The organism is Coriobacteriia bacterium, from assembly GCA_031292615.1.
In the GTDB taxonomy this organism is placed as follows: domain Bacteria; phylum Actinomycetota; class Coriobacteriia; order Anaerosomatales; family JAAXUF01; genus JARLGT01.
In genome coordinates, this window is sequence record JARLGT010000109.1 from 1 (window position 1) to 18159 (window position 18159).

Here is an 18159-nt window from a genome sequence, read left to right on the forward strand (position 1 = left end):
GTCGTCTCTCCACGAACGACAGACGTGTCTATGGCGTCGCGCGTGGTACCCGCCACGTCCGAGACGATAGCGCGCTCCTTGCCTGCAAGCTTGTTGAGCAGCGAGGATTTGCCTGCGTTGGGGCGACCGATGATCGCGATGTCGATCGTGTCGGTCTCCTCCTCGGGCTCAACATCAGGAAGTGCCTTGACGATCTCGTCGAGGATGTCACCGGTTCCGTGCCCGTGGGTCGCCGAGACGGGCCACGGCTGTCCCAAGCCCAAAGCCCAGAACTCGTGCATCTCGTCGTCTCGGCCGGGGGTGTCCATCTTGTTGACCGCCAAGAACGTGGGGCGACCTGCGCGAAGCAGGATGCGCGCGACTTCGGCGTCCTCGGGCGTCATGCCCACCTTGCCGTCGACCAGGAACACGATCGCGTCGGCCTCCTCGGCCGCCATGAAGGCCTGCTGACGAATGGAGGACTGGAACTCATCGGCGGTCTTGCCCGACTCAATGCCGCCGGTGTCGATCATCATGAAGTCGACGCCGTTCCAGTCCGCGTGGTGGTAGCTCCGGTCGCGCGTCACGCCGCGCGCCTCGTGCACGATGGCGTCGGCGGTCTGCGTGATCCGGTTTACGAACGTCGACTTGCCCACGTTAGGACGGCCGACGACAGCGACGATAGGTAGCGCCATGGGCGCGTCACTCCTTATGGGTAGTGGGCGGGTTCGCAGCAAGCCCTTCGAGCGCAGCGACCAGTCCGCCAGCGGTACAGGATAACAGACGCACGTCCCTACCTGAGCGCATACCCAGCTCGACAACGGGAACATCGTCGAGCATCAGTCCATCGGCGTTGACAGCGATGGAAGGAACGAACACTACGTCGCACTCGGTTGCCGAGGCGATCGTGGGCAGAATATCGGCCGCCGTCAGCAGGCCCGTCACACTGACGTTGCCGCCGAAGAAGTGATTCTCACTCGCGAGGACTTCAACGTGCTGACCGGCCGACAGGCGATAGAACAACCGCTGCAGGACAGGCGCGAAGAGTTCACCCGTCACGAATCCCAATCGAAGAGTCCGTGGCACTGCTTGCACGGCAGCGCGTAGGGGCGGCAGCATCTCGGCCGTCTCGTCGAGGAACGAGCGCACGAGGCCGATACCGTTCTCGTACTGCGGGAATCCGTCGTAGTGCTCGGCTGGTGGGACGTCGCGCTGCGCGTTGAGGTAGAACTCATCGGCGAGGTAGACCCACGTCACGCCGTCGCGTTCGCGAAACGCAGATTGCCACGGCTCGATCTGGTCGATGATCGCGCCAGCCGCTGCGACGTCTCCATACGACGCCGAGAACCGCTCCTGATGCGCGGTGAAACCCAGCGGCACGACCCCGACTGAGAGAATGCCCTCGCGCTCGGCCAGCCACGTCAGGGAGTGCTCCAATACGTCGCCGTCGTTGATGCCGGGCACGAGCACGATCTGCACGTGGAAGTCGATGCCGTCCGCCAGTAACTCGTCGAGGCGCTCCAGCGCACGATCCTCTCGGGCGCAGACGAGTTCGGTGCGCAACGCCGGGTCGATGGCGTGCAGCGACACGTACAGCGGCGAGAGGCGTTGCTCGGCGATACGCTCGACGTCAGCATCCGAGAGGTTTGTGAGCGTCACGAAGTTGCCCTGCAGAAACGACAGCCGGTAGTCGTCGTCGCGCAGGTATAGAGCGCGACGCAAGCCCTTCGGAAGCTGCGTCATGAAGCAAAACGCGCAGCGATTGCGACAGGTGCGGACACCGTCGAAGACCGCCTCGGCGAAGTCCAGACCCCAGGCCTCGCCCGGGTCGCGCGTCAGAGTGAGGGTATCCACTGTCTCTCCGCGGCGTCGCGCAACCTCGACCGTGGCGCCGTCGCTGGCCCACTGCCAGTCGAGAATGTCGCGCAGCATCTGCCCGTCGGCAGAAACGACAACGTCGCCTGCTCTGAGGCCGGCGCGCGCAGCTGGACTGGCCGGCTCGACCGCCGCAAGCGCTCCCCCGCCGAGCACCGGCGGGACGGAAGCGCCGTATGAGGCGCGTGGCGCCACAGCCGATCAGGCCATCGCTTCGATGGCACGAATCACGGCCTGCATCTGCTCGTCTGGCGTGGATGCGCCAGCGGTGACGCCGACGCTTTCGGCGCCCTCGAACCAAGCCGGATCGAGGTCGTCTGGCGTCTCGACGTGATGCACGCGGGGATTGACCTCGGCGCAGATCTGCACGAGCCGAGTGGTGTTGCCGGAGTTGTGACCGCCCACGATGACCATGACGTCCACCGTCTCCGCGAGCTCCTCGGCAGACTCCTGGCGCTTGACCGTCGCCGAGCAGATGGTGTTGAAGACTCGCAGCTCACTTGCCCGCGGCAGAATCGCCTCGACTACCTCGGACAGGCGCCGAGCCGACTGCGTGGTCTGAACGACGATGCCGATGCGCCGGCCGCCAAGCCTGGCAGGCAGCTCGGACGCCGAGGACACCACGATCGCCTCGCCGCCAGCGTGCGCGAGTATGCCCTCGACCTCGGGATGGTCGGCCTCTCCGACGATGACCACGATGTAGCCCTCGCGGCTCAGCTCGGCGGCGGCCTCGTGGGCCTTGCTCACGTGAGGGCACGTCGCATCGACCACGTTCAGCCCGCGTTCGCGCGCTTGCTCGATGATGACGGGCTCGACGCCGTGGCTCCGGATGACGAGCGTACCGCCGCCCACCTCGTCGAGCGCGGTCGCGACCTCGACTCCACGCTCGCGTAGCGCGGCGACGGCCTGCGGGTTGTGGATGAGCGGACCCAAGGTGTGCACCTCCGAGCCACTCTGGGAGGCCTCCTCGGCGAGGCGCAGCGCACGCTCGACTCCGTAGCAGATGCCAGCGTGCTTCGCGACTTCGACTCGCATGCTCATCCCTTCTCGGCAACTGCCCGCTGCTCGGCGATTCGACGCATGATCTCGGCGGTCATGGCGTCCAGACGCTCCTTGCGGCCCAGTTCGGCAAAGTCCTCGGCGCGCACGGGCTCGCCGTAGCTGATTGTGACGCGGGGGAAGCGCGGAAACCATGCGCCCCTGGGCAGTGCACGCTCCGTGCCGGATATGCCCACGGGTACTACGGGCGCATCGGCACGCGTTGCGATGAACGCAACACCCGAGTGGGCCTCACCGAGCTCGGCTCCGACTCCGCCGGCCTGGCGCGTACCCTCGGGAAAGATGCCGACCGGCTCGCCGTGCTTGAGCAGCGCCGTCGCCCGCCCGATTGCCTCGCGGTCGGCTGTGGCGCGCTTGATGGGGATGGTCCAGACGCGCGGGAGCAACCACCTGAGGACGGGTGCCTCAAACAAGTCCTGGCGTGCGATGAAGTGGGTAGGTTTCGGCACACCGCACCACAAAAGCACGGGATCGAGGTAGCTCACGTGATTGCCAGCCAGGACGTAGCCGCCGTCGCGCGGAACGTTCTCTACGCCGATGAAGCGCGTGCGGTACAGAACCAGGATGACCTTGGCGAGGGTCGCGCGCAGGACATGCGCAAGTCGCCAAGGTACGGAGCCTTCGCCGCTGGCGGGCGTGGCAAGTGGCGGCGCGCTCACACGCGACGCTCCTGAGCAAGCTCGACGATGCGCTCGACGACCTCGTCGAAGGTGAGCGTGGTCGTGTCGAGAAGCACCGCGTCGGGAGCCGCGGCAAGCGGCGAGTGTGCGCGCGTGGAGTCGATCTCGTCGCGCCTGAGAATCGCCGCGTGCACGGCAGCCGCGTCGACCACGTGGCCGCCTGCTGACTGCTGCGCGGCCCTGCGGCGCGCGCGTTCTTGCGCGCTGGCGGTCAGAAACACCTTCAGCTGAGCGTCCGGGAAGACAACAGTCCCGATGTCGCGACCCTCAACCACGATATTGCTGTGGCTGGCAATGTGCCGCTGCTGCTGCACCATGGCCGAGCGAACCAGCGCGAGTTTGGCGACCGGACTTACCGCGTCGTCGACCTCGGGCGTGCGAATCGCGTCGGTGACATCCTGACCGGCGATGAATACGCGCGACGGCATCGGGTCGCCCGGGTCGTGGCCGAACTCGATCGGGTCATCCTGCGCAATCGCCGCCACCGCCGACTCATCGGAAAGCGAGATGCCATGGGCCAGAGCCCGACTCGCAACCGCCCGATACATGGCGCCAGTGTCGAGATAGTGGAAGCCCAATCGCGCCGCAACGACCTTGGCGACCGAGGACTTACCTGAGCCTGCTGGCCCATCGATGGCGATGATCATTCGGTTGGACGACGCTTTCGACTCGGAGGCAGAGGCGTGTGAGATTGTAGCGCAGGCGTGCGAGTCTACGCGGTCGGGCGAGCCAGCTGTTCGAGGTCTGCGGCGAAGCGCGGGTAGCTTACCGCGACGGCGTCGAAGCGGTCGATGTCCACAGGCTGGGAAGCGACCAGCCCGGCTACCGCCCATGTCATTGCGAGCCGATGGTCGCCGAGAGAGTCCAGGTGCGCGCCCATGAACGTGGTCGGACCCGACACTACGAGCGTGTCGCCCTCGGCTCGGGCCGAAGCCCCCAACGCAGTCAGCCCGTCAACGATTGCCGCGAGCCGATCGGACTCCTTGACTCGCAGCTCGCCAACCCCCTCAAAGCGCGTCTCCCCCGCCGCCGCGGCAGCGGCCAGCGCCAGAATCGGGATCTCATCGATCACCGCCGGTATCTCGGCGGCCGTTACGACGGTTGGCCGCAGCACCGGCGTGTGCTTTGCGACGACCTCCCCCACGCGCTCCGCGCCGGTCTCGGGCCACGGAACGACCTCGAGGTCCGCCCCCATGCGCTCCAGCACGCGCAGAAAGCCCGTGCGGGTTTCGTTGAGCGAGACCCCCGGCAAGACGACCTTGCTGCCGGGCACCAGAAGCGCGGCGACGGTCAGGAAAGCAGCCGAGGAGGGATCCCGTGGCACCGAGATCTCACCCGCAGCGTCGAGCGAGACTGGGCCCTCAACGGACGCCGCGCAACGCTCGGCGTCTGTGTCGACCCGCACGCCGTATGCGGGCAGCAGGCGTTCGGTGTGGTTGCGCGAGAGCGCGGGCTCGGTGACGCGGGTGATGCCGTTGGCGTGGAGGCCGGCAATCAGGATGGCACTCTTGACCTGCGCCGATGCCACCGGGGAGTCGTAGTCGAGTGCCGCAAGGCGCGCGCATCCCTCCACGGTGATTGGCAGCGTGTCACCATCGGCGGTGACAAAGTGCGCTCCCATCTTGGTGAGCGGCTCGGTTACTCGGCGCATGGGACGCTTTGAGAGCGACTCGTCTCCAATCAGGGTCACTTTGATCGGCCAGCTTGCGAGCACGCCCATGAGAAGACGCGCTGTAGTCCCGCTGTTGCCGCAGTCCACCACCGGCTCCCACGCTGCCGGGCACGAGTCGCCCCATCCCTGGACCGAGCCGGCCAGCGAACCGTCCGGCTGCTCGGCGAGTTCGACGTGAGCGCCTAGCGTGCGCACGGCCCCGACCGTCGAGCGCACGTCGGCCGAGTCGAGCACGCCGCTGAGGCGCGTGGTTCCGCGAGCCATCGCGGAGAAGAGCACCGCACGGTGCGAAAGCGACTTGTCCCCAGGCACGTGGATCGTGCCGACTAGAGGCCCAGAGCCAGGTCCGAACTCAGTCATGGAAGCTACTCCCCCGCATCTTCGAGCGGCCGGACCACCGGTTCGTACCCGCGCTGTTCCAAGTCCGCAATCAACGCGCCGAAGTCGCCTTCGTCTGTCAGAACGAGAACGAGAACCGCCGAAGACTCCGACTGGTGGTCGATGTCGATGCCCTCGATGTTGCAGCCAGCCCGCGATGCGGCGCCGGTGATCTCGGCGACGACGCCGGTGCGGTCGAGCATCGGCACGGCCAGCTCGGTGAGCTGGGTGGTGGCCGGAACCCACTGGGCCGGCAGCGAGCGCCTGACCTCCGCCGCGCGCTCGAGCCACATACGAATCGCCTCGGCGTCGCGTGCTCTCAGCACCGTCTCAAAGCCCTCGAGCCTACTCCGAAGCTCCTCGATGCCTTCGGAGAGCGCTACGGCGTTGTCGAGGCAGATTCCGGTCCACAGCTCGGCGCTGCCCGCCGCGATGCGCGTCGTGTCCTTAAACCCACCGGCGGCCAACCGCATCAGCTCGCCTCGCTCGCCCGAATGTGCCGCCGCCAGATCGACCAGCGCCGCCGCCGTGACGTGCGGCACATGGCTCACGATGGCGACCGCCTCGTCGTGCGACGCCGCGTCGACCGAGATGACGCGGGCGCCGATGCCCGTCACCAGCGCGTGCATCGCGCTGAACGCCTCGGGGTCGGTGTCGGCCGACGGTGTCAGCAGCCAGTACGCGCCGTCGAACAGGTCGGCTTTGGCCGCCGAGACCCCCGACAGCTCGCTGCCGGCCATAGGGTGGCCACCCACGAAGCGCGATGGGTCCGGCAATACGTCGCGAACGGCGGCGAGAACCCCGCTCTTGGTCGATGCGACGTCGGTTACCACGCCGTGGAAGCGCTGATCAGCGAGCGTGTGCAGCCAGCCCTCGACGAAGCGCGCGGGAGTTGCGAGCACGACCAGGTCGACGCCGTCGTCGCCCAGCCAGGCCCGGGCGGAGTCACCGTCGGGTAGCGATGCCTCGTCGATAATGCCTCGCGCGACAGCGAGTTCCAGCGATGCCGCGTCCGTGTCGATGCCGACGACGCGCGGAGCGTTGGCCGTGCGCTTGAGCCCGGCAGCAAGCGAGCCGCCGATCAGCCCGACTCCCACGATGGCGACACTGCGGAATCCTGCGCTCGCCATCACTTCACCCCCAGATGCTTGCCTTCTAGAGCGATGAGAGGACGCATCCCGCCCATCAGTTCATCGAACAGCGCAGGGGTCAACGACTGGGGCCCATCACAGCGCGCGTGTTCGGGATCTGGGTGCACCTCGACCATTACGCCGTCGGCTCCGGCCGTAATCGACGCACGCGACATCGGCGTGATCAGGTCGCGGCGACCCGTGGCGTGCGACGGATCGGCGATCACGGGCAGGTGGGTGAGCGTCTTGAATGCTGCGACTGCGGCGAGGTCGAGCGTGTTGCGGGTGTACGTCTCGAACGTTCGGATTCCGCGCTCGCACAAGATCACGTCGCGGTTGCCACCCTTCAGCACGTACTCAGCCGCCGAAAGCGTCTCCTCGATGGTGGCTGACAGACCGCGCTTAAGCAGAATCGGCTTGTGCATCTTGCCGAGTTCCTCGAGCATCATGAAGTTCTGCATGTTGCGCGCACCGACCTGAAGCACGTCGGCCCACTCGGCGACGGTCTCGGCATCGCGAACGTCGAGCACCTCAGTCACGACCGGCAGGTCAACAGAGTCCCCGGCGGCGCGAAGGAGCCTGAGGCCTGCCAGTCCCATACCCTGGAACGCGTAGGGGCTGCTGCGCGGCTTGTACGCACCGCCGCGAAGCATCGTGGCTCCGGAGGCTGCGATCGCCTCGGCGGCAGCCATCATCTGCTCCTCCGACTCGATCGAGCACGGACCCGCAATCACTGCGATCGCACCACCCCCGATCGTGCTTCGGCCGATGCGTACCACCGTGTCCTCGGGCTGGAACTCCCGGGTCACGAGCTTGTACGGCTTGAGGACGCGTATGACCTCCTCGACGCCGGGCAGACCTTCAAGCTCGAGCGTGTAGATGATCTCGCGCTCGCCTATCACGCCGATGATCGTCTTGACCTCGCCCTGCGACAGGTGGGCCTCGGCGCCGTGTTCGCGCAAGATATCGACGACGTGATCGATCGTTTCCTGGGACGCGTGGTCCCGCATCACTACCAACATCGTGGGTCTCTTCTCTGTCGCGATAGTCCGGTTCGGGATAGGACACTTCCCGTCGCGGGCTGGGCAGAGGGGCTGCTAGACAGCGCCCAGCTTGGCGACGGCGGACGTGAGAGCCGCAACCGTGGCGTCCGTGTCCTCGGGAGTGCCGACACCGACTCGCAAAGCGGGAGCGGTGCCGAAGTCGCGCACGATGATCCCCTCGGCAAGGAGCGCCTCGAAGACTTCGACCGGCTTCTTCGTCAGCATGTAGACGAAGTTCGTTTCCGACGGCACGTAGGAGATGCCGAGCCGATCGAAGCACGAATACAGGTAGGCCTTCTGTTCTTGGTTCTCTTGGCGGCGCCGCTCAACCTCGGCATCATCGGCAAGCGAATAGTACGCGCCCACCTGTGCGACCGAGCTGACATTGAACGGCTCCCGAACCTTGTCCAGCGCTTGGACGAGTTCCTCCGGAGCGATGCCGTAGCCCACGCGGGCACCGGCAAGCGAGTAGATCTTGGAGAACGTGCGTAGCACGACGATCGGCTTGGTGCCGTCGAAGTAGTCCAGGCCGTTGGGGTACTCCGCGGATACCACGTACTCGAAGTACGCCTCGTCGATAACGACCAGGACATGCGGCGGGACTGCGGCTAGGAACCTTTCGAACGCAGCGCGCTCGTAGATAGTCCCAGTGGGGTTGTTGGGGTTGCACAGAAAGACGAGTTTCGTCTTCTCTGTGATCGCTGCCAGCATGGCGGGCAGGTCGTGGATCTGCTCGGAGGTCACGGGAACCTTGATGCCGGTCGCACACATCAACGCCGCGCACATCGGATAGACAACAAAGCTCGGCCACGCGAAAACGACTTCGTCGCCGGGGCCCAAGACGGCCTGGGCGATCAGCGTGAGCAGCTCGTTGCTGCCGTTGCCGACAACGATCTGGCTGCTGCTTACGCCCAGCTTCTCTGCCAGTCGGCGCTTCAGTGCGCGCTCGGCGCCATCGGGATAGCGGTTCAGGTGCGGCAGAACCGCGCGCATGCCCTCAAGCGCTGAGTCGAACGGACCGTAGGGGTTCTCGTTGCTCGACAGTTTGTGGATGACGTCCTTGCCGGACCTCTCACGAACCTCACTGGCGCGCAGCCCCGGAGCGTACGGCACCATCGGGCCGACGTGGGGTCGTATGAGCGCGTTCCAGTCCATTTCTCAGGTCCTCCGCGAGGGCCGTATGCAAGCGCGTGGATGGTGCCGACGATTGTCGCAGGTCAGCGGCGCGCAGGCAACCGCGCCAGCGCGCATGGCGTACCTACCCCTGAACGAACTCCACGAGCTGCGCGTGTCCGTCGATGACGCGAACCTGCGTGAGCTGCGCGTTGTGAATGGCAAACATCCAGAGCTGGTCGCCGCTCAGATGCAGAGTGTGTGCGAGCACCGCGCGCATGACGCCGGCGTGGCATACGAGCGCGTGGCGCCCGCCCATCGCAACAGCATCCTCTACCGCCGAGCCGACTCTTGCCTCGAGCTGGTTTCGCGACTCCCCGCCTGGCGCCACGGGCTCATCGGCTGCGCGGTAGTTAAACGGGATACCCGCCTCGGCGATCTCTTCCCACGTCAGCGCATGAGCCTGCCCGAAGTCCAACTCCAGGAGGCGCTTGTCGACGCGAAGCTCGACGCCGGCCAAGATTGCCGCCCGCCGAGCGACCACCAGCGCGCGCTGCAGGGGTGACGTCCAGATGAGTTGCGGTCTGAATCGTGCGATCTTGTGCGGCAGCCTGCGGGCCTGCTTGCGACCCTCGGCGGTGAAGGGCGACTCCCCCTGCCCCACGAAACGACCGTTGACGTTGGCGTCGGTCTCGGGGTGGCGGACGATAAGGAGGTCGGTCGTGGCCATCGCCTATACCACCAATGCGATCGCCGCGAACAGGATGGCCTCGGTGATCAGAACGCTCGCGCCCATCACGTCGCCGGTCACGCCGCCAAACCGCTGCGACAGCAGGTGCGGAATCGCTAGGGCGACCAGCACGCCGAACAGGCCTAGGAGCACGCCAGGGATCTTGAAGCCGATCCACATCCCCAGTATCGCTCCGGCGAGGGGCAGCACCGCGACCAAGATCGCAAGGAGGCTCGGGGCTCCCATGACTGAGCGTCCGAGCCCTCCAGGCCGAGCCGGCGTGCCGAGCCAGGCCGCTGCAGTAGCGGCGAATCGTGAGATCACGGGCACGAGGAGCAGCGGCAGCTCGTGAGGCGCAGCGACAATCGCTCCGATCGCGGCAACCTCGAGGAGCGCCAACAGAGTCACTGCCGCCGCGCCGAACGCGCCGGTGTGGCTGTCGGCCATGATCTCAAGGCGCCGCTCGCGGTCGTGCGAGCCCCAGAAGCCGTCGGCGACATCAGCCAGTCCGTCCCAATGAAGCAGCCGACTCATCAGCGCCCATGCAATCACTGCGAGAGCCGCGACGACATACGGCGCTTTGGGCGTGACTCGCAGGTAGTCGGCGGCCTTCACGATCGCGTAGCCGAGAACGCCGTAGAGAACGCCGACGGCCGGGAACCATCCCGCGACCTGCGTGCGACCGTCGTCCGGCCACCGGGAACTTGTCGGAACGACCGACAGCAGCGAGACTGCAAGCCCGGCGTCGCGCATGGGATGCTGCTCGGCCACGCGCTACTCCGCAGCCTCGGCGACGCCGGCCTCGGCAAACGTCGCCATTCCTGAGAGCATGCGGCATGCGGCGTCGATGATGCCCATCGCCAGAGCGGCACCCGTCCCTTCGCCAAGGCGCATGTCGAGCGCGAGAACGGGCTTCATCCCAAGGTGCTCGAGCACGACTGCGTGTCCAGGCTCGACGGACAGATGCGATGGCATGACGTAGTCGCGGGCTGCAGGGCACATTGCGATGGCCGCAAGTGTGGCCGAGCCCGCGATGAAGCCATCGCTCACAACCACGACGCCGGCCTCGGCGGCGCCAAGAACAACGCCCGCGAGCGCGGCAATCTCAAGCCCGCCAACTGCGGCTAGAATCCCGAGTGAGTCCAGCGAGGTGACGTCGTTGACTGCGAGCGCTGTGCGGACCACCTGGGCTTTGTGGGTGACCCCAGCGTCGTCCAGGCCCGTGCCACGACCGACGACCGTCTCGGCGGGTACGCCGGCGATGGCCGACGTCAACGCAGCGGCGGCTGTGCTGTTGCCGATGCCCATCTCCCCGGTGCCGATCAGCGCAACGCCGCTGCCGGCGGCATCACGCGCGGCACGCACGCCCACCAGCACGGCCTGGGCGCACTCCTCGCGCGTCATCGCGGGTCCGAGCGCCATGTTCGCCGTTCCGTGCGCGACGTTCGCGTGGACGATGCCCGGGAAGTCGCTCAAGTCCTTGACCACTCCGACGTCGTGAACGCTCACGTCGGCCCCAACACTCTCGGCTATCTGGTTGATCGCCGCACCTTTGCCCACGAAGTTCGCGACCATCTGCCAGGTCACGTCTTGCGGATACGCGGCCACGCCCTCGGCGACAACGCCGTGGTCCCCAGCCATGAGCAGGATGGACTTGCGCGCAACGCTAGGACGCACATCGTCCTGGACGCGCGCAACCTGCGCGGCAATCTCTTCAAGCCGGCCTAACGAGCGCGGCGGCTTGGTGAGGCTGTCGAGGCGCTCCCAAGCGCGTTCCTCGGCGGCGGGATCTGTGGCGGTCACGCTGGAGATGACGAATGCGAGCTGGTCTTCGTAGGTTGGCACGAGCTTCCTTTCAGTCAGGCGTATTGAGTGAGTGGTGCGTGCTGTATGCGTGCTGCGCTAGTCGTGAGGCCAGTGTGCCGTGCGCGGAAGGGCGGTGAGCGAGATCAGCCTCCCGGCAACGGTCAGATACGCGGCGTCAGCGGAGTCGACGAGATGCCGGTTGGCCCTGCCGAGCAGATCGCGAAACAGCCGACCGGATGCGAAGAACGGTACGATGCCGTCGCCCACCTGGTTGGTCACAACGATCGTGTCAGCGGTGCGGGCGCGCAAAGCGGTCACGATTTCGTCGAAGCGCTCCGTGCATCCCGCCTCGAAGCCCTCGGGAAGTACGTCGTCGTCGGCCTCGGCCAGCGAGTCGTTGGGACAGATTCGCGCCCACTCGCCCTCCATCACGCGGCCGAGCAGCGTGCCGAGGCAGTCCACCAGCAGCAGCTCGTCGCGCGGCGTCTCGATCCAGTGAAGCTCGCCGTCGTACTCGCGAGTGTGAAAGCCCGCTGGTCGGTCCGCCTGATGGCGCTGAATCCGCTCGGCGTACTCGAAGTCCTGGCCGTCTGACGTATGGCCGAACACCGCTACCGTCACGCCCACCCCATCGGCAAGACGCGTCCGTGCGAGATCTTGCGCGGCCGATGACTTGCCGCTTCGAGCTCCACCGGTGAATACGACGAGCGCCATGCTACTTCGCCTCCTCGAGGCCCACGGCCGCCTTGAGCGCCGAGACCTCCTGTGGTGTCAGGTATCGCCACGAAGCCTTGGACAGATCGCCGAGCGCTACGGGGCCAAAACTCACGCGATGCAGTTCGATGACCGGATGCCCGATCGCCGAGAACATCCGGCGAACCTGGCGCTTGCGGCCCTCGCGAATCGATATCTCACAGTAACTCGTGGTGCCTCGGCGAAGAGTGCTGACACGCGCAGGTGCGGTCAACCCGTCGTCGAGAGAGACGCCTTCTCTGAGCCTGTCGAGCTCCGGCTCCTCGACGCGTCCGTCCACTAACACGCGGTAGGTCTTCTCGACCTTCCACTTCGGGTGCAGGATGCGGTGCGAAAGCTCGCCGTCTGTGGTGAACAGCAACAGGCCGGTCGTCTCGTAGTCCAGACGCCCAACCGGGAACAGTCCCGGATGCGTCTTGATCGGCACGAGCTCTGCCACCGTGGTGCGCGCTTGGGGGTCGCTCATGGTGGTTACAACGCCCGCTGGCTTGTGCAGCGCGATGTAGACCGGCTCCTCGGCGAGGTGAACGACCTTGCCATCGACAGCCACTACGTCGACCGCCGGATCGACCTTCACGCCCAGCTCAGTCACCACCGCACCGTTGACCTTGACACGACCGGCCGTCATCAGGTCCTCACTCCCCCGCCGAGACGCCACTCCGGCGCGGGCAAGGAACTTCTGGACGCGCATGGGAACAACGCGCTCGCCAGCGGTCTCGGCGGGTGCGCGCCCTGTCTCTCGACGGTCGCTGGTCCCAGGTTCTGTCATCAGCGTCAGTCGATCATCTCGAGGTCTTCGGTATCGACCTCGTCTGTGGATGGCACGGTGGATCCGCCGGTCGACAGACGGTCGCGAATCGAGTGCTCGGTCTCGGGGTCGGGCGCGAACTCGGCCAGAGGCGGCAGCTCGTTGATGTCCTTGAGTCCGAACTTCTCCAGGAAGGTGCGCGTGGTTCCGTAGATGATCGCGTTGCCGCCGTTCTTGTCGCGGCCGACTTCGCGAACGAGGCCCTTCTCCACCAGCGACGCCAGCACGCCCTCGCTGTTGACGCCACGGACCGCGTTGATTCCGGCGCGAGTGACCGGCTGGTGGTAAGCCACAACCGCGAGCGCTTCAAGCGCCGCCTGCGACAGTCGCCGGGTATCCCACGACAAAACGTACTGTTCGATCACGTCGTGATAGGCGGGATGCGTGTAGAAGCGCCAGCCTCCGGCGACCTCACGCAGCTGGAATCCACGCTCGGTCTCGCGGTACTCCTCGGCAAGATTGGCTAGCGCGGCCTCCACGTCGCCGGGCGCGGTGTCTAGGAGCCGCGCAAGGCGCGCCGCGGCCACGGGTTCATCCGACACGAACAACAGCGCCTCCAGGGCACCACGAAGGCTCTCAGAGCCGCTCATCTACTCGTCCTCCTCGGTGTGGATGCCGCGCTTGGCGGCTTCCTCCGCGGTCAGGTGGGTGATAACGATGTCGCCGAACAGCGCGTCTTGGGACACGTCGGCCATACCGCGCTTGTAGAGCTCCAAGATTGCGAGCAGCGTGACGACCACCAGCTCTGGATCCGGATCCTGGCCGAGCAGGTCGCTGAAGCGAGCAGAGCCATCGCGCTGGATGCGCCGCCGCACGCTCTCGGCATGAAGCTCCAGCGAAATCGGCATCGAGGCGACGTGTTCGGCCTCGAGAAGGAAGACCTCGCGCTTGTGCAACAGGTCGGCGCAGATGACCGCCAGGCCGCGAAGCGTAAGACCCTCCAGGTAGTCGGGCATCAGCCCGAGGAACTCCATCTCGAGCCCGGCCTGCCGAGGATGCATGCGGTCCTCGGACTCCATACGCGCCGAGAGCTCTTGGGACGCATTCTTGAACTGCTTGTATGCGAGCAGCCGAGCAACGAGGATGTCGCGGGCCTCCTCGGGCGACAGGTCGTCGAGCTCGTCGCCGAAGTACGCCTCTTCCTTGGGGAGCAGCGAAGCTGCCTTGATCTCGAGCAGGGTCGCCGCCACCAGCAGGAAGTCGCTCGCAACGTCGAGATCGAGGTCGGCCATCTTGTCGATGTGCAACAGGTACTGGTCGGCAACCTCGGCTATTGAGATGGCGTTGACGTCGAGCTTTTGGCGCGCCACGAGGTGGAGCAGCAGGTCGAAGGGACCCTCAAAGACGTCTGTCTTGACGGTGTACGCCACGCGGACGTCCTACAGGACCGAGTCGGTGTCGTCGCCCTCGGCGAACGACGGGGCGGACGTGGCGTTGACGGCGTTGGGGTCGCGCGGCTTGACGCCGGCAGAGAGTTCGGTGCGCGCGTCGATGCCGACCAACTCTCGGCAGGTCGCAACAACGTTGGTGGTGACGGGCCGCGCCTTGGCAGCGCCCGCCGCAAGGACGTCCCACGCATGGTTCGGAATCGCCGCAAGCTCGGCGCGACGCGCCTGGAACGGCGCGTAGTACGCGATGAGGTCCTCGGCCAGCTTCTTCTTGTGCGCCACGCACCCGCACTCGGCGCTGCGGCAGCAGCCCTCCCACTCGGCAATCTCGTCGGCGGGAGCGAAGAGCTTGTGCACGGCGTGCAGCGGGCAGATGTCGGGGTCGCCCGGATCGGTCTTGAGCTTGCGGGCGGGGTCCGTCACGAAGGACATGACCTTCTTGCGCATCTCGTCCGGCGCGTCGTCGATGTAGATGGCGTTGCCGTAGCTCTTGCTCATCTTGCGGCCGTCGGTGCCGGGAACGCGGGCGCCCTCCTTGGCGATAGCGGCCTTCGGCTCAACGAGATAGTCGCCGTATGTCGCATTGAAGCGGCGCACGATCTCGCGCGTAAGCTCAAGATGTGGCAGCTGGTCTTCGCCCACGGGAACCTCGTCAGCAAGCACGATGGTGATGTCGGCGGCCTGCAGCAGCGGGTAGAGGAAGAAGCCGAGGTTTCCCAGGTCCTTGTCCGTGATCTGCTCGCGCTGCTCCTTGTAGCTCGGAACGCGCTCGAGCCACGGCTTGGGGGTGACCATGGAGAAGAACGTCATCAGCTCCACGACCTCAGGCACGTCGGACTGGCGGTAGATCGTGCAGATCTCCGGATCTAGACCTGCGGCAAGCCAGTCCAGCACCATCTCCTCGGTGGACTCCCGCACGTGGCTCGTGTCCTGCCACACCGTGGTCAAAGCGTGGTAATCGGCGATGAAGTAGAAGGCATCGTTGTCGTGCTGCATCTGCAGCATGTTCTGCAGGTTGCCGAACCAGTGCCCGATGTGGAGCTTGCCGGTCGGACGGTAACCGGTCAGTGTGCGCTTCTTGGCCATACGGTGCGGCACTCCAAGGTCGTCGGTACGGTGCCGTCCATCATAGCGCAGCGCGCAGGCTTCGCGGCCCCACGGCGCCTATTCCGCCGAGCCCAGTTTGGCAGAGTGACCGTCTCGGCGTCACCCTTCCGCACCGACTCGAAGTTCAGCATTCGCCCCACCGAGCGGCCCGTAACCGTCGACCAGGCGGTCATCAGCTTGCCGCTGTTGGCGATGGAGAGTTTGTCTGGCTCCGATGCAACAGGCGGGGCAAGACCAACGTCGCCCACAGAGTCGTTCGAGTCTAGAAATCGGTCGACTCCGATCGCCACGCCCTTGAGATGGTGGCGAACCTGCGACATCCCTGAGGAATCGATATCGAGGTTGAAGTCCGCCAACTGCGAACCGTACGCCGACTTCAAGTCGGCAATTACCGACTCGCGTGTCTGAGCGACGTCGACGTCTGGAGCTTGAGACGAGTTCCTGGGAGCAAGCCAGCTGCTCAGCAGTGGAAGGATGACGCCCAGAAACACGCACACGCAGACGAGCGCGACCGCGATCCCCGCTGCCACGAGGCATCCGCGGCTACGCTGTGTGGGCTGCGCAGCGGCTAGTGCTGCCTCAAGATCGGTTGGCCTGTCCTTGGAAGGTGGCGTTGCCACGACCGGGGATGGCGGTCCGTCAAGCAGTGGCCGAGGGGGGCGGGCCGGTGGGAAACGCGTCCGACGCAAACTGACACCCTACTCGGCTCCGGGGGGCTCGGCGGGTCGGGAAGCGGCAGCCCATCCAGATCTCGAACTCCCACTCGCTCCCCCTCCGGGCGCGCAGGGCCCTACCTAGCGCGGCATCAGGAGATTCAACACCGCCAGCGCTGTATGCTCAAGATACCAGCCGATTGGGTTGAGCCCCGGCATGCCGACGAGGCTGCCCAGGTACGGAATCCCGATGAGAAGCACGATGAGAATGCCGAACGCGTAGCGCTGAATGCCGTACCAGCCGCGCAGCATGGAGTCAGGCAAGAAGATTGGAACGATGCTCGAGCCGTCTAGCGGTGGAATCGGAATCAAGTTGAAGAACATCAGCACGAGGTTGATCTCGGCCAGCGAGTAGCCGACGACGTAGAGCGCCTTGGCCAGCCCCTCATTGGCACCTAGTACCGGCACGGCGGCCCACGCTATCGCTGCCCCGACCAGAGCGAGCGCCAGGTTGGCGCTGGGCCCCGCGAACCCAACGATGATCTCGCCCTGTCGCAGATTCTTGAAGTACATGGGGTTGTACGGCACCGGCTTGGCGTAGCCAAAGATGAAGCCTCCCGCTAGGAAGCCGATCAGGGGTAGCAGAATCGACCCGAACGGATCGATCGACTTGATCGGGTTCAGCGTCAGTCGCCCCGCGTTCTTGGCGGTGGGGTCGCCCAGCTGGTAGGCGGCCCAGCCATGCATGAACTCATGGAACGTTATGGATGGAATCAGGAAGAGAAGCGGCAACACGGACGTGATATCGAAGTTCACGCACGATCCTTTCGCGGTCCGATCAACCCGGCCCTGGTGGCCAGACGTCGGAGATTTGTCAGCTCGGCCTCACGGCCCACGGCGCGCCCGTCGAGGCGGTCGTCGAGAGCACGCGCAAGTATAGCCGAGAACCCGGCGCCGGGACTTGCGCCCATCGCGATGAGGTCGGCTCCGCTTACAGCGAGCCGCACGCCAGCCAGCTCGCCGAGGAAGCGCTCGACGCGCTCTCGCGCTAGCGCGCCGCCGCGAGCCCAGAGCACGACGAGCGTCTCGGCGGCCAGCGGGTGCAGCAGACGGAAGAGCCGGCTGTCCCGCAACCCCCGAGGGCTCTCGAGCGCGCGCAGCACCACCGCGCCCCGCTCAGCCAGCTGGAGCCCGACGGCCGCCTGCTCCCGGCCGATGTGCAAGTGCCGCAACCACTTTGGCCCGGCCTTGCGAGTGCCGCAGGCTGCAAGCACGGCGATGAGCACCATCTGCCGCCTTGCCGAGAACCCGGGATGGCGGCCGCACAGCTCCACCAGTGCGTGGTCTGTGTCGCGAACGATGTCGACGACACCGGCGACATCCGCTCCAGAAGGCAGCAGAGGTGTCAGCGCACCGAGCGCCGCAAGGCGAGCAACCGCCACCGCAGGGTGACGCTCGCGCAGGATGTCGACCAACTCCTCGCGGATGCGCGCACCCGAGACTTCCTCAAGCATGCGCATCTCGGCGGCGCGGCGCGCAAGGCCCTCGGTGCTCGGGTCCATCGCAAAGCCGTATCGCGCCTCAAAACGCGCGGCACGCATCACGCGTGTCGGGTCGTCGACGAAGGACAACGAGTGCAAGACGCGCACGACGCCAGCGTCTAGGTCGCGCAGCCCCGCGAAGGGATCCGAGACCGACCCAAAGGATCCGGGCTCGAGACACGCAGCCATCGCGTTGAGCGTGAAGTCGCGCCGAAACAGGTCCTGGCGAAGCGACGAGAGCTCGACTGTCGGCAGCGCCCCGGGACGCGCGTAGTACTCGGTCCGGGCGCTCGCAACGTCCACATGAAAGTCGCGAGCGAACGCTATCACGGCAGTGCCGAAGCGTCGGTGCACCTTGACCGAGACGCCCATGCTCTCCCCTAGCGACTCGGCAAAAGCGATTCCATCGCCCTCTACCACCACGTCAACGTCGAGGTTGGGCAC

Annotated in this window: 20 protein-coding genes; all 20 read right to left on the reverse strand. The window is 66.1% G+C overall.

The genetic code is table 11. From position 1 onward, the window contains the following. A partial coding sequence (locus tag P4L93_09695) for a 50S ribosome-binding GTPase (GenBank protein MDR3687214.1) occupies positions 1 to 674 on the reverse strand: 674 nt, incomplete at its 3' end. A gap of 7 nt (positions 675 to 681) precedes the next feature. Then, positions 682 to 2049 carry a DUF512 domain-containing protein gene (locus tag P4L93_09700; protein ID MDR3687215.1) on the reverse strand — a complete coding sequence of 456 codons (1368 nt, stop codon included), beginning with the start codon at positions 2047 to 2049 and terminating at the stop codon, positions 682 to 684. A gap of 6 nt (positions 2050 to 2055) precedes the next feature. Then, on the reverse strand, positions 2056 to 2889 hold the full coding sequence (locus P4L93_09705) for a 4-hydroxy-3-methylbut-2-enyl diphosphate reductase (GenBank protein ID MDR3687216.1): 834 nt from the start codon (positions 2887 to 2889) through the stop codon (positions 2056 to 2058). A 2-nt stretch (positions 2890 to 2891) separates the two neighbouring features. Further along, positions 2892 to 3572, reverse strand: a complete 681-nt coding sequence (locus P4L93_09710) for a lysophospholipid acyltransferase family protein (GenBank protein ID MDR3687217.1) — start codon at positions 3570 to 3572, stop codon at positions 2892 to 2894. After that, a complete protein-coding gene (cmk, locus tag P4L93_09715; protein ID MDR3687218.1) occupies positions 3569 to 4240 on the reverse strand; it encodes a (d)CMP kinase in 672 nt (223 codons plus the stop codon). The genes P4L93_09710 and cmk overlap by 4 nt, the downstream gene beginning before the upstream one ends. Positions 4241 to 4305: 65 nt before the next feature. Then, complete coding sequence (gene aroA / locus P4L93_09720) at positions 4306 to 5625, reverse strand: 3-phosphoshikimate 1-carboxyvinyltransferase (protein MDR3687219.1); 1320 nt, start codon at positions 5623 to 5625, stop codon at positions 4306 to 4308. A gap of 5 nt (positions 5626 to 5630) precedes the next feature. Next, a complete protein-coding gene (locus P4L93_09725) occupies positions 5631 to 6773 on the reverse strand; it encodes a prephenate dehydrogenase/arogenate dehydrogenase family protein (GenBank protein ID MDR3687220.1) in 1143 nt (380 codons plus the stop codon). Beyond that, a complete protein-coding gene (aroF, locus tag P4L93_09730) occupies positions 6773 to 7795 on the reverse strand; it encodes a 3-deoxy-7-phosphoheptulonate synthase (protein ID MDR3687221.1) in 1023 nt (340 codons plus the stop codon). Before aroF ends, P4L93_09725 begins: the two co-directional genes overlap by 1 nt. Positions 7796 to 7870: 75 nt before the next feature. After that, complete coding sequence (gene hisC, locus P4L93_09735; GenBank protein ID MDR3687222.1) at positions 7871 to 8971, reverse strand: histidinol-phosphate transaminase; 1101 nt, start codon at positions 8969 to 8971, stop codon at positions 7871 to 7873. 103 nt (positions 8972 to 9074) lie between these two features. Then, the gene (locus P4L93_09740) at positions 9075 to 9659 is read right to left on the reverse strand and encodes a histidine phosphatase family protein (GenBank protein MDR3687223.1); all 585 of its coding nucleotides are present in this window, start codon (positions 9657 to 9659) and stop codon (positions 9075 to 9077) included. A gap of 3 nt (positions 9660 to 9662) precedes the next feature. After that, the gene (locus tag P4L93_09745) at positions 9663 to 10430 is read right to left on the reverse strand and encodes an adenosylcobinamide-GDP ribazoletransferase (GenBank protein ID MDR3687224.1); all 768 of its coding nucleotides are present in this window, start codon (positions 10428 to 10430) and stop codon (positions 9663 to 9665) included. Positions 10431 to 10433: 3 nt separating this feature from the next. After that, a complete protein-coding gene (cobT, locus tag P4L93_09750) occupies positions 10434 to 11504 on the reverse strand; it encodes a nicotinate-nucleotide--dimethylbenzimidazole phosphoribosyltransferase (GenBank protein ID MDR3687225.1) in 1071 nt (356 codons plus the stop codon). 57 nt (positions 11505 to 11561) lie between these two features. Beyond that, positions 11562 to 12179, reverse strand: a complete 618-nt coding sequence (locus P4L93_09755; GenBank protein MDR3687226.1) for a bifunctional adenosylcobinamide kinase/adenosylcobinamide-phosphate guanylyltransferase — start codon at positions 12177 to 12179, stop codon at positions 11562 to 11564. A 1-nt stretch (position 12180) separates the two neighbouring features. Next, the gene (locus tag P4L93_09760) at positions 12181 to 12909 is read right to left on the reverse strand and encodes a pseudouridine synthase (GenBank protein ID MDR3687227.1); all 729 of its coding nucleotides are present in this window, start codon (positions 12907 to 12909) and stop codon (positions 12181 to 12183) included. Positions 12910 to 12992: 83 nt separating this feature from the next. Further along, positions 12993 to 13616, reverse strand: coding sequence for an SMC-Scp complex subunit ScpB (scpB, locus tag P4L93_09765; protein MDR3687228.1), 624 nt, complete (start codon positions 13614 to 13616; stop codon positions 12993 to 12995). Continuing rightward, positions 13617 to 14396: a segregation/condensation protein A gene (locus P4L93_09770; protein MDR3687229.1), complete on the reverse strand. Its 780-nt coding sequence runs from the start codon at positions 14394 to 14396 to the stop codon at positions 13617 to 13619. 9 nt (positions 14397 to 14405) lie between these two features. Next, positions 14406 to 15500 (reverse strand): tryptophan--tRNA ligase, encoded by a 1095-nt coding sequence (trpS, locus tag P4L93_09775; GenBank protein MDR3687230.1) that lies wholly within the window; start codon positions 15498 to 15500, stop codon positions 14406 to 14408. Further along, positions 15479 to 16051 carry a hypothetical protein gene (locus tag P4L93_09780; protein MDR3687231.1) on the reverse strand — a complete coding sequence of 191 codons (573 nt, stop codon included), beginning with the start codon at positions 16049 to 16051 and terminating at the stop codon, positions 15479 to 15481. The genes trpS and P4L93_09780 overlap by 22 nt, the downstream gene beginning before the upstream one ends. Positions 16052 to 16315: 264 nt before the next feature. Further along, entirely contained in the window at positions 16316 to 16990 is a 675-nt protein-coding gene (locus P4L93_09785) for a site-2 protease family protein (GenBank protein MDR3687232.1), read from the reverse strand. Continuing rightward, positions 16987 to 18159: polya polymerase (locus P4L93_09790; GenBank protein MDR3687233.1), on the reverse strand; the 1173-nt coding region annotated here is incomplete at its 5' end. The genes P4L93_09785 and P4L93_09790, both read right to left, overlap by 4 nt.

Bases quoted from the DNA above. Each gene is read 5' to 3' on its own strand.
- P4L93_09725 (MDR3687220.1), bottom strand. From the start codon at position 6,773: ATGGCGAGCGCAGGATTCCGCAGTGTCGCCATCGTGGGAGTCGGGCTG.
- aroA (MDR3687219.1), bottom strand. From the start codon at position 5,625: ATGACTGAGTTCGGACCTGGCTCTGGGCCTCTAGTCGGCACGATCCAC.
- hisC (MDR3687222.1), bottom strand. From the start codon at position 8,971: ATGGACTGGAACGCGCTCATACGACCCCACGTCGGCCCGATGGTGCCG.
- P4L93_09705 (MDR3687216.1), bottom strand. From the start codon at position 2,889: ATGCGAGTCGAAGTCGCGAAGCACGCTGGCATCTGCTACGGAGTCGAG.
- cmk (MDR3687218.1), bottom strand. From the start codon at position 4,240: ATGATCATCGCCATCGATGGGCCAGCAGGCTCAGGTAAGTCCTCGGTC.
- P4L93_09740 (MDR3687223.1), bottom strand. From the start codon at position 9,659: ATGGCCACGACCGACCTCCTTATCGTCCGCCACCCCGAGACCGACGCC.
- P4L93_09755 (MDR3687226.1), bottom strand. From the start codon at position 12,179: ATGGCGCTCGTCGTATTCACCGGTGGAGCTCGAAGCGGCAAGTCATCG.
- P4L93_09760 (MDR3687227.1), bottom strand. From the start codon at position 12,909: ATGCGCGTCCAGAAGTTCCTTGCCCGCGCCGGAGTGGCGTCTCGGCGG.
- scpB (MDR3687228.1), bottom strand. From the start codon at position 13,616: ATGAGCGGCTCTGAGAGCCTTCGTGGTGCCCTGGAGGCGCTGTTGTTC.
- trpS (MDR3687230.1), bottom strand. From the start codon at position 15,500: ATGGCCAAGAAGCGCACACTGACCGGTTACCGTCCGACCGGCAAGCTC.
- aroF (MDR3687221.1), bottom strand. From the start codon at position 7,795: ATGTTGGTAGTGATGCGGGACCACGCGTCCCAGGAAACGATCGATCAC.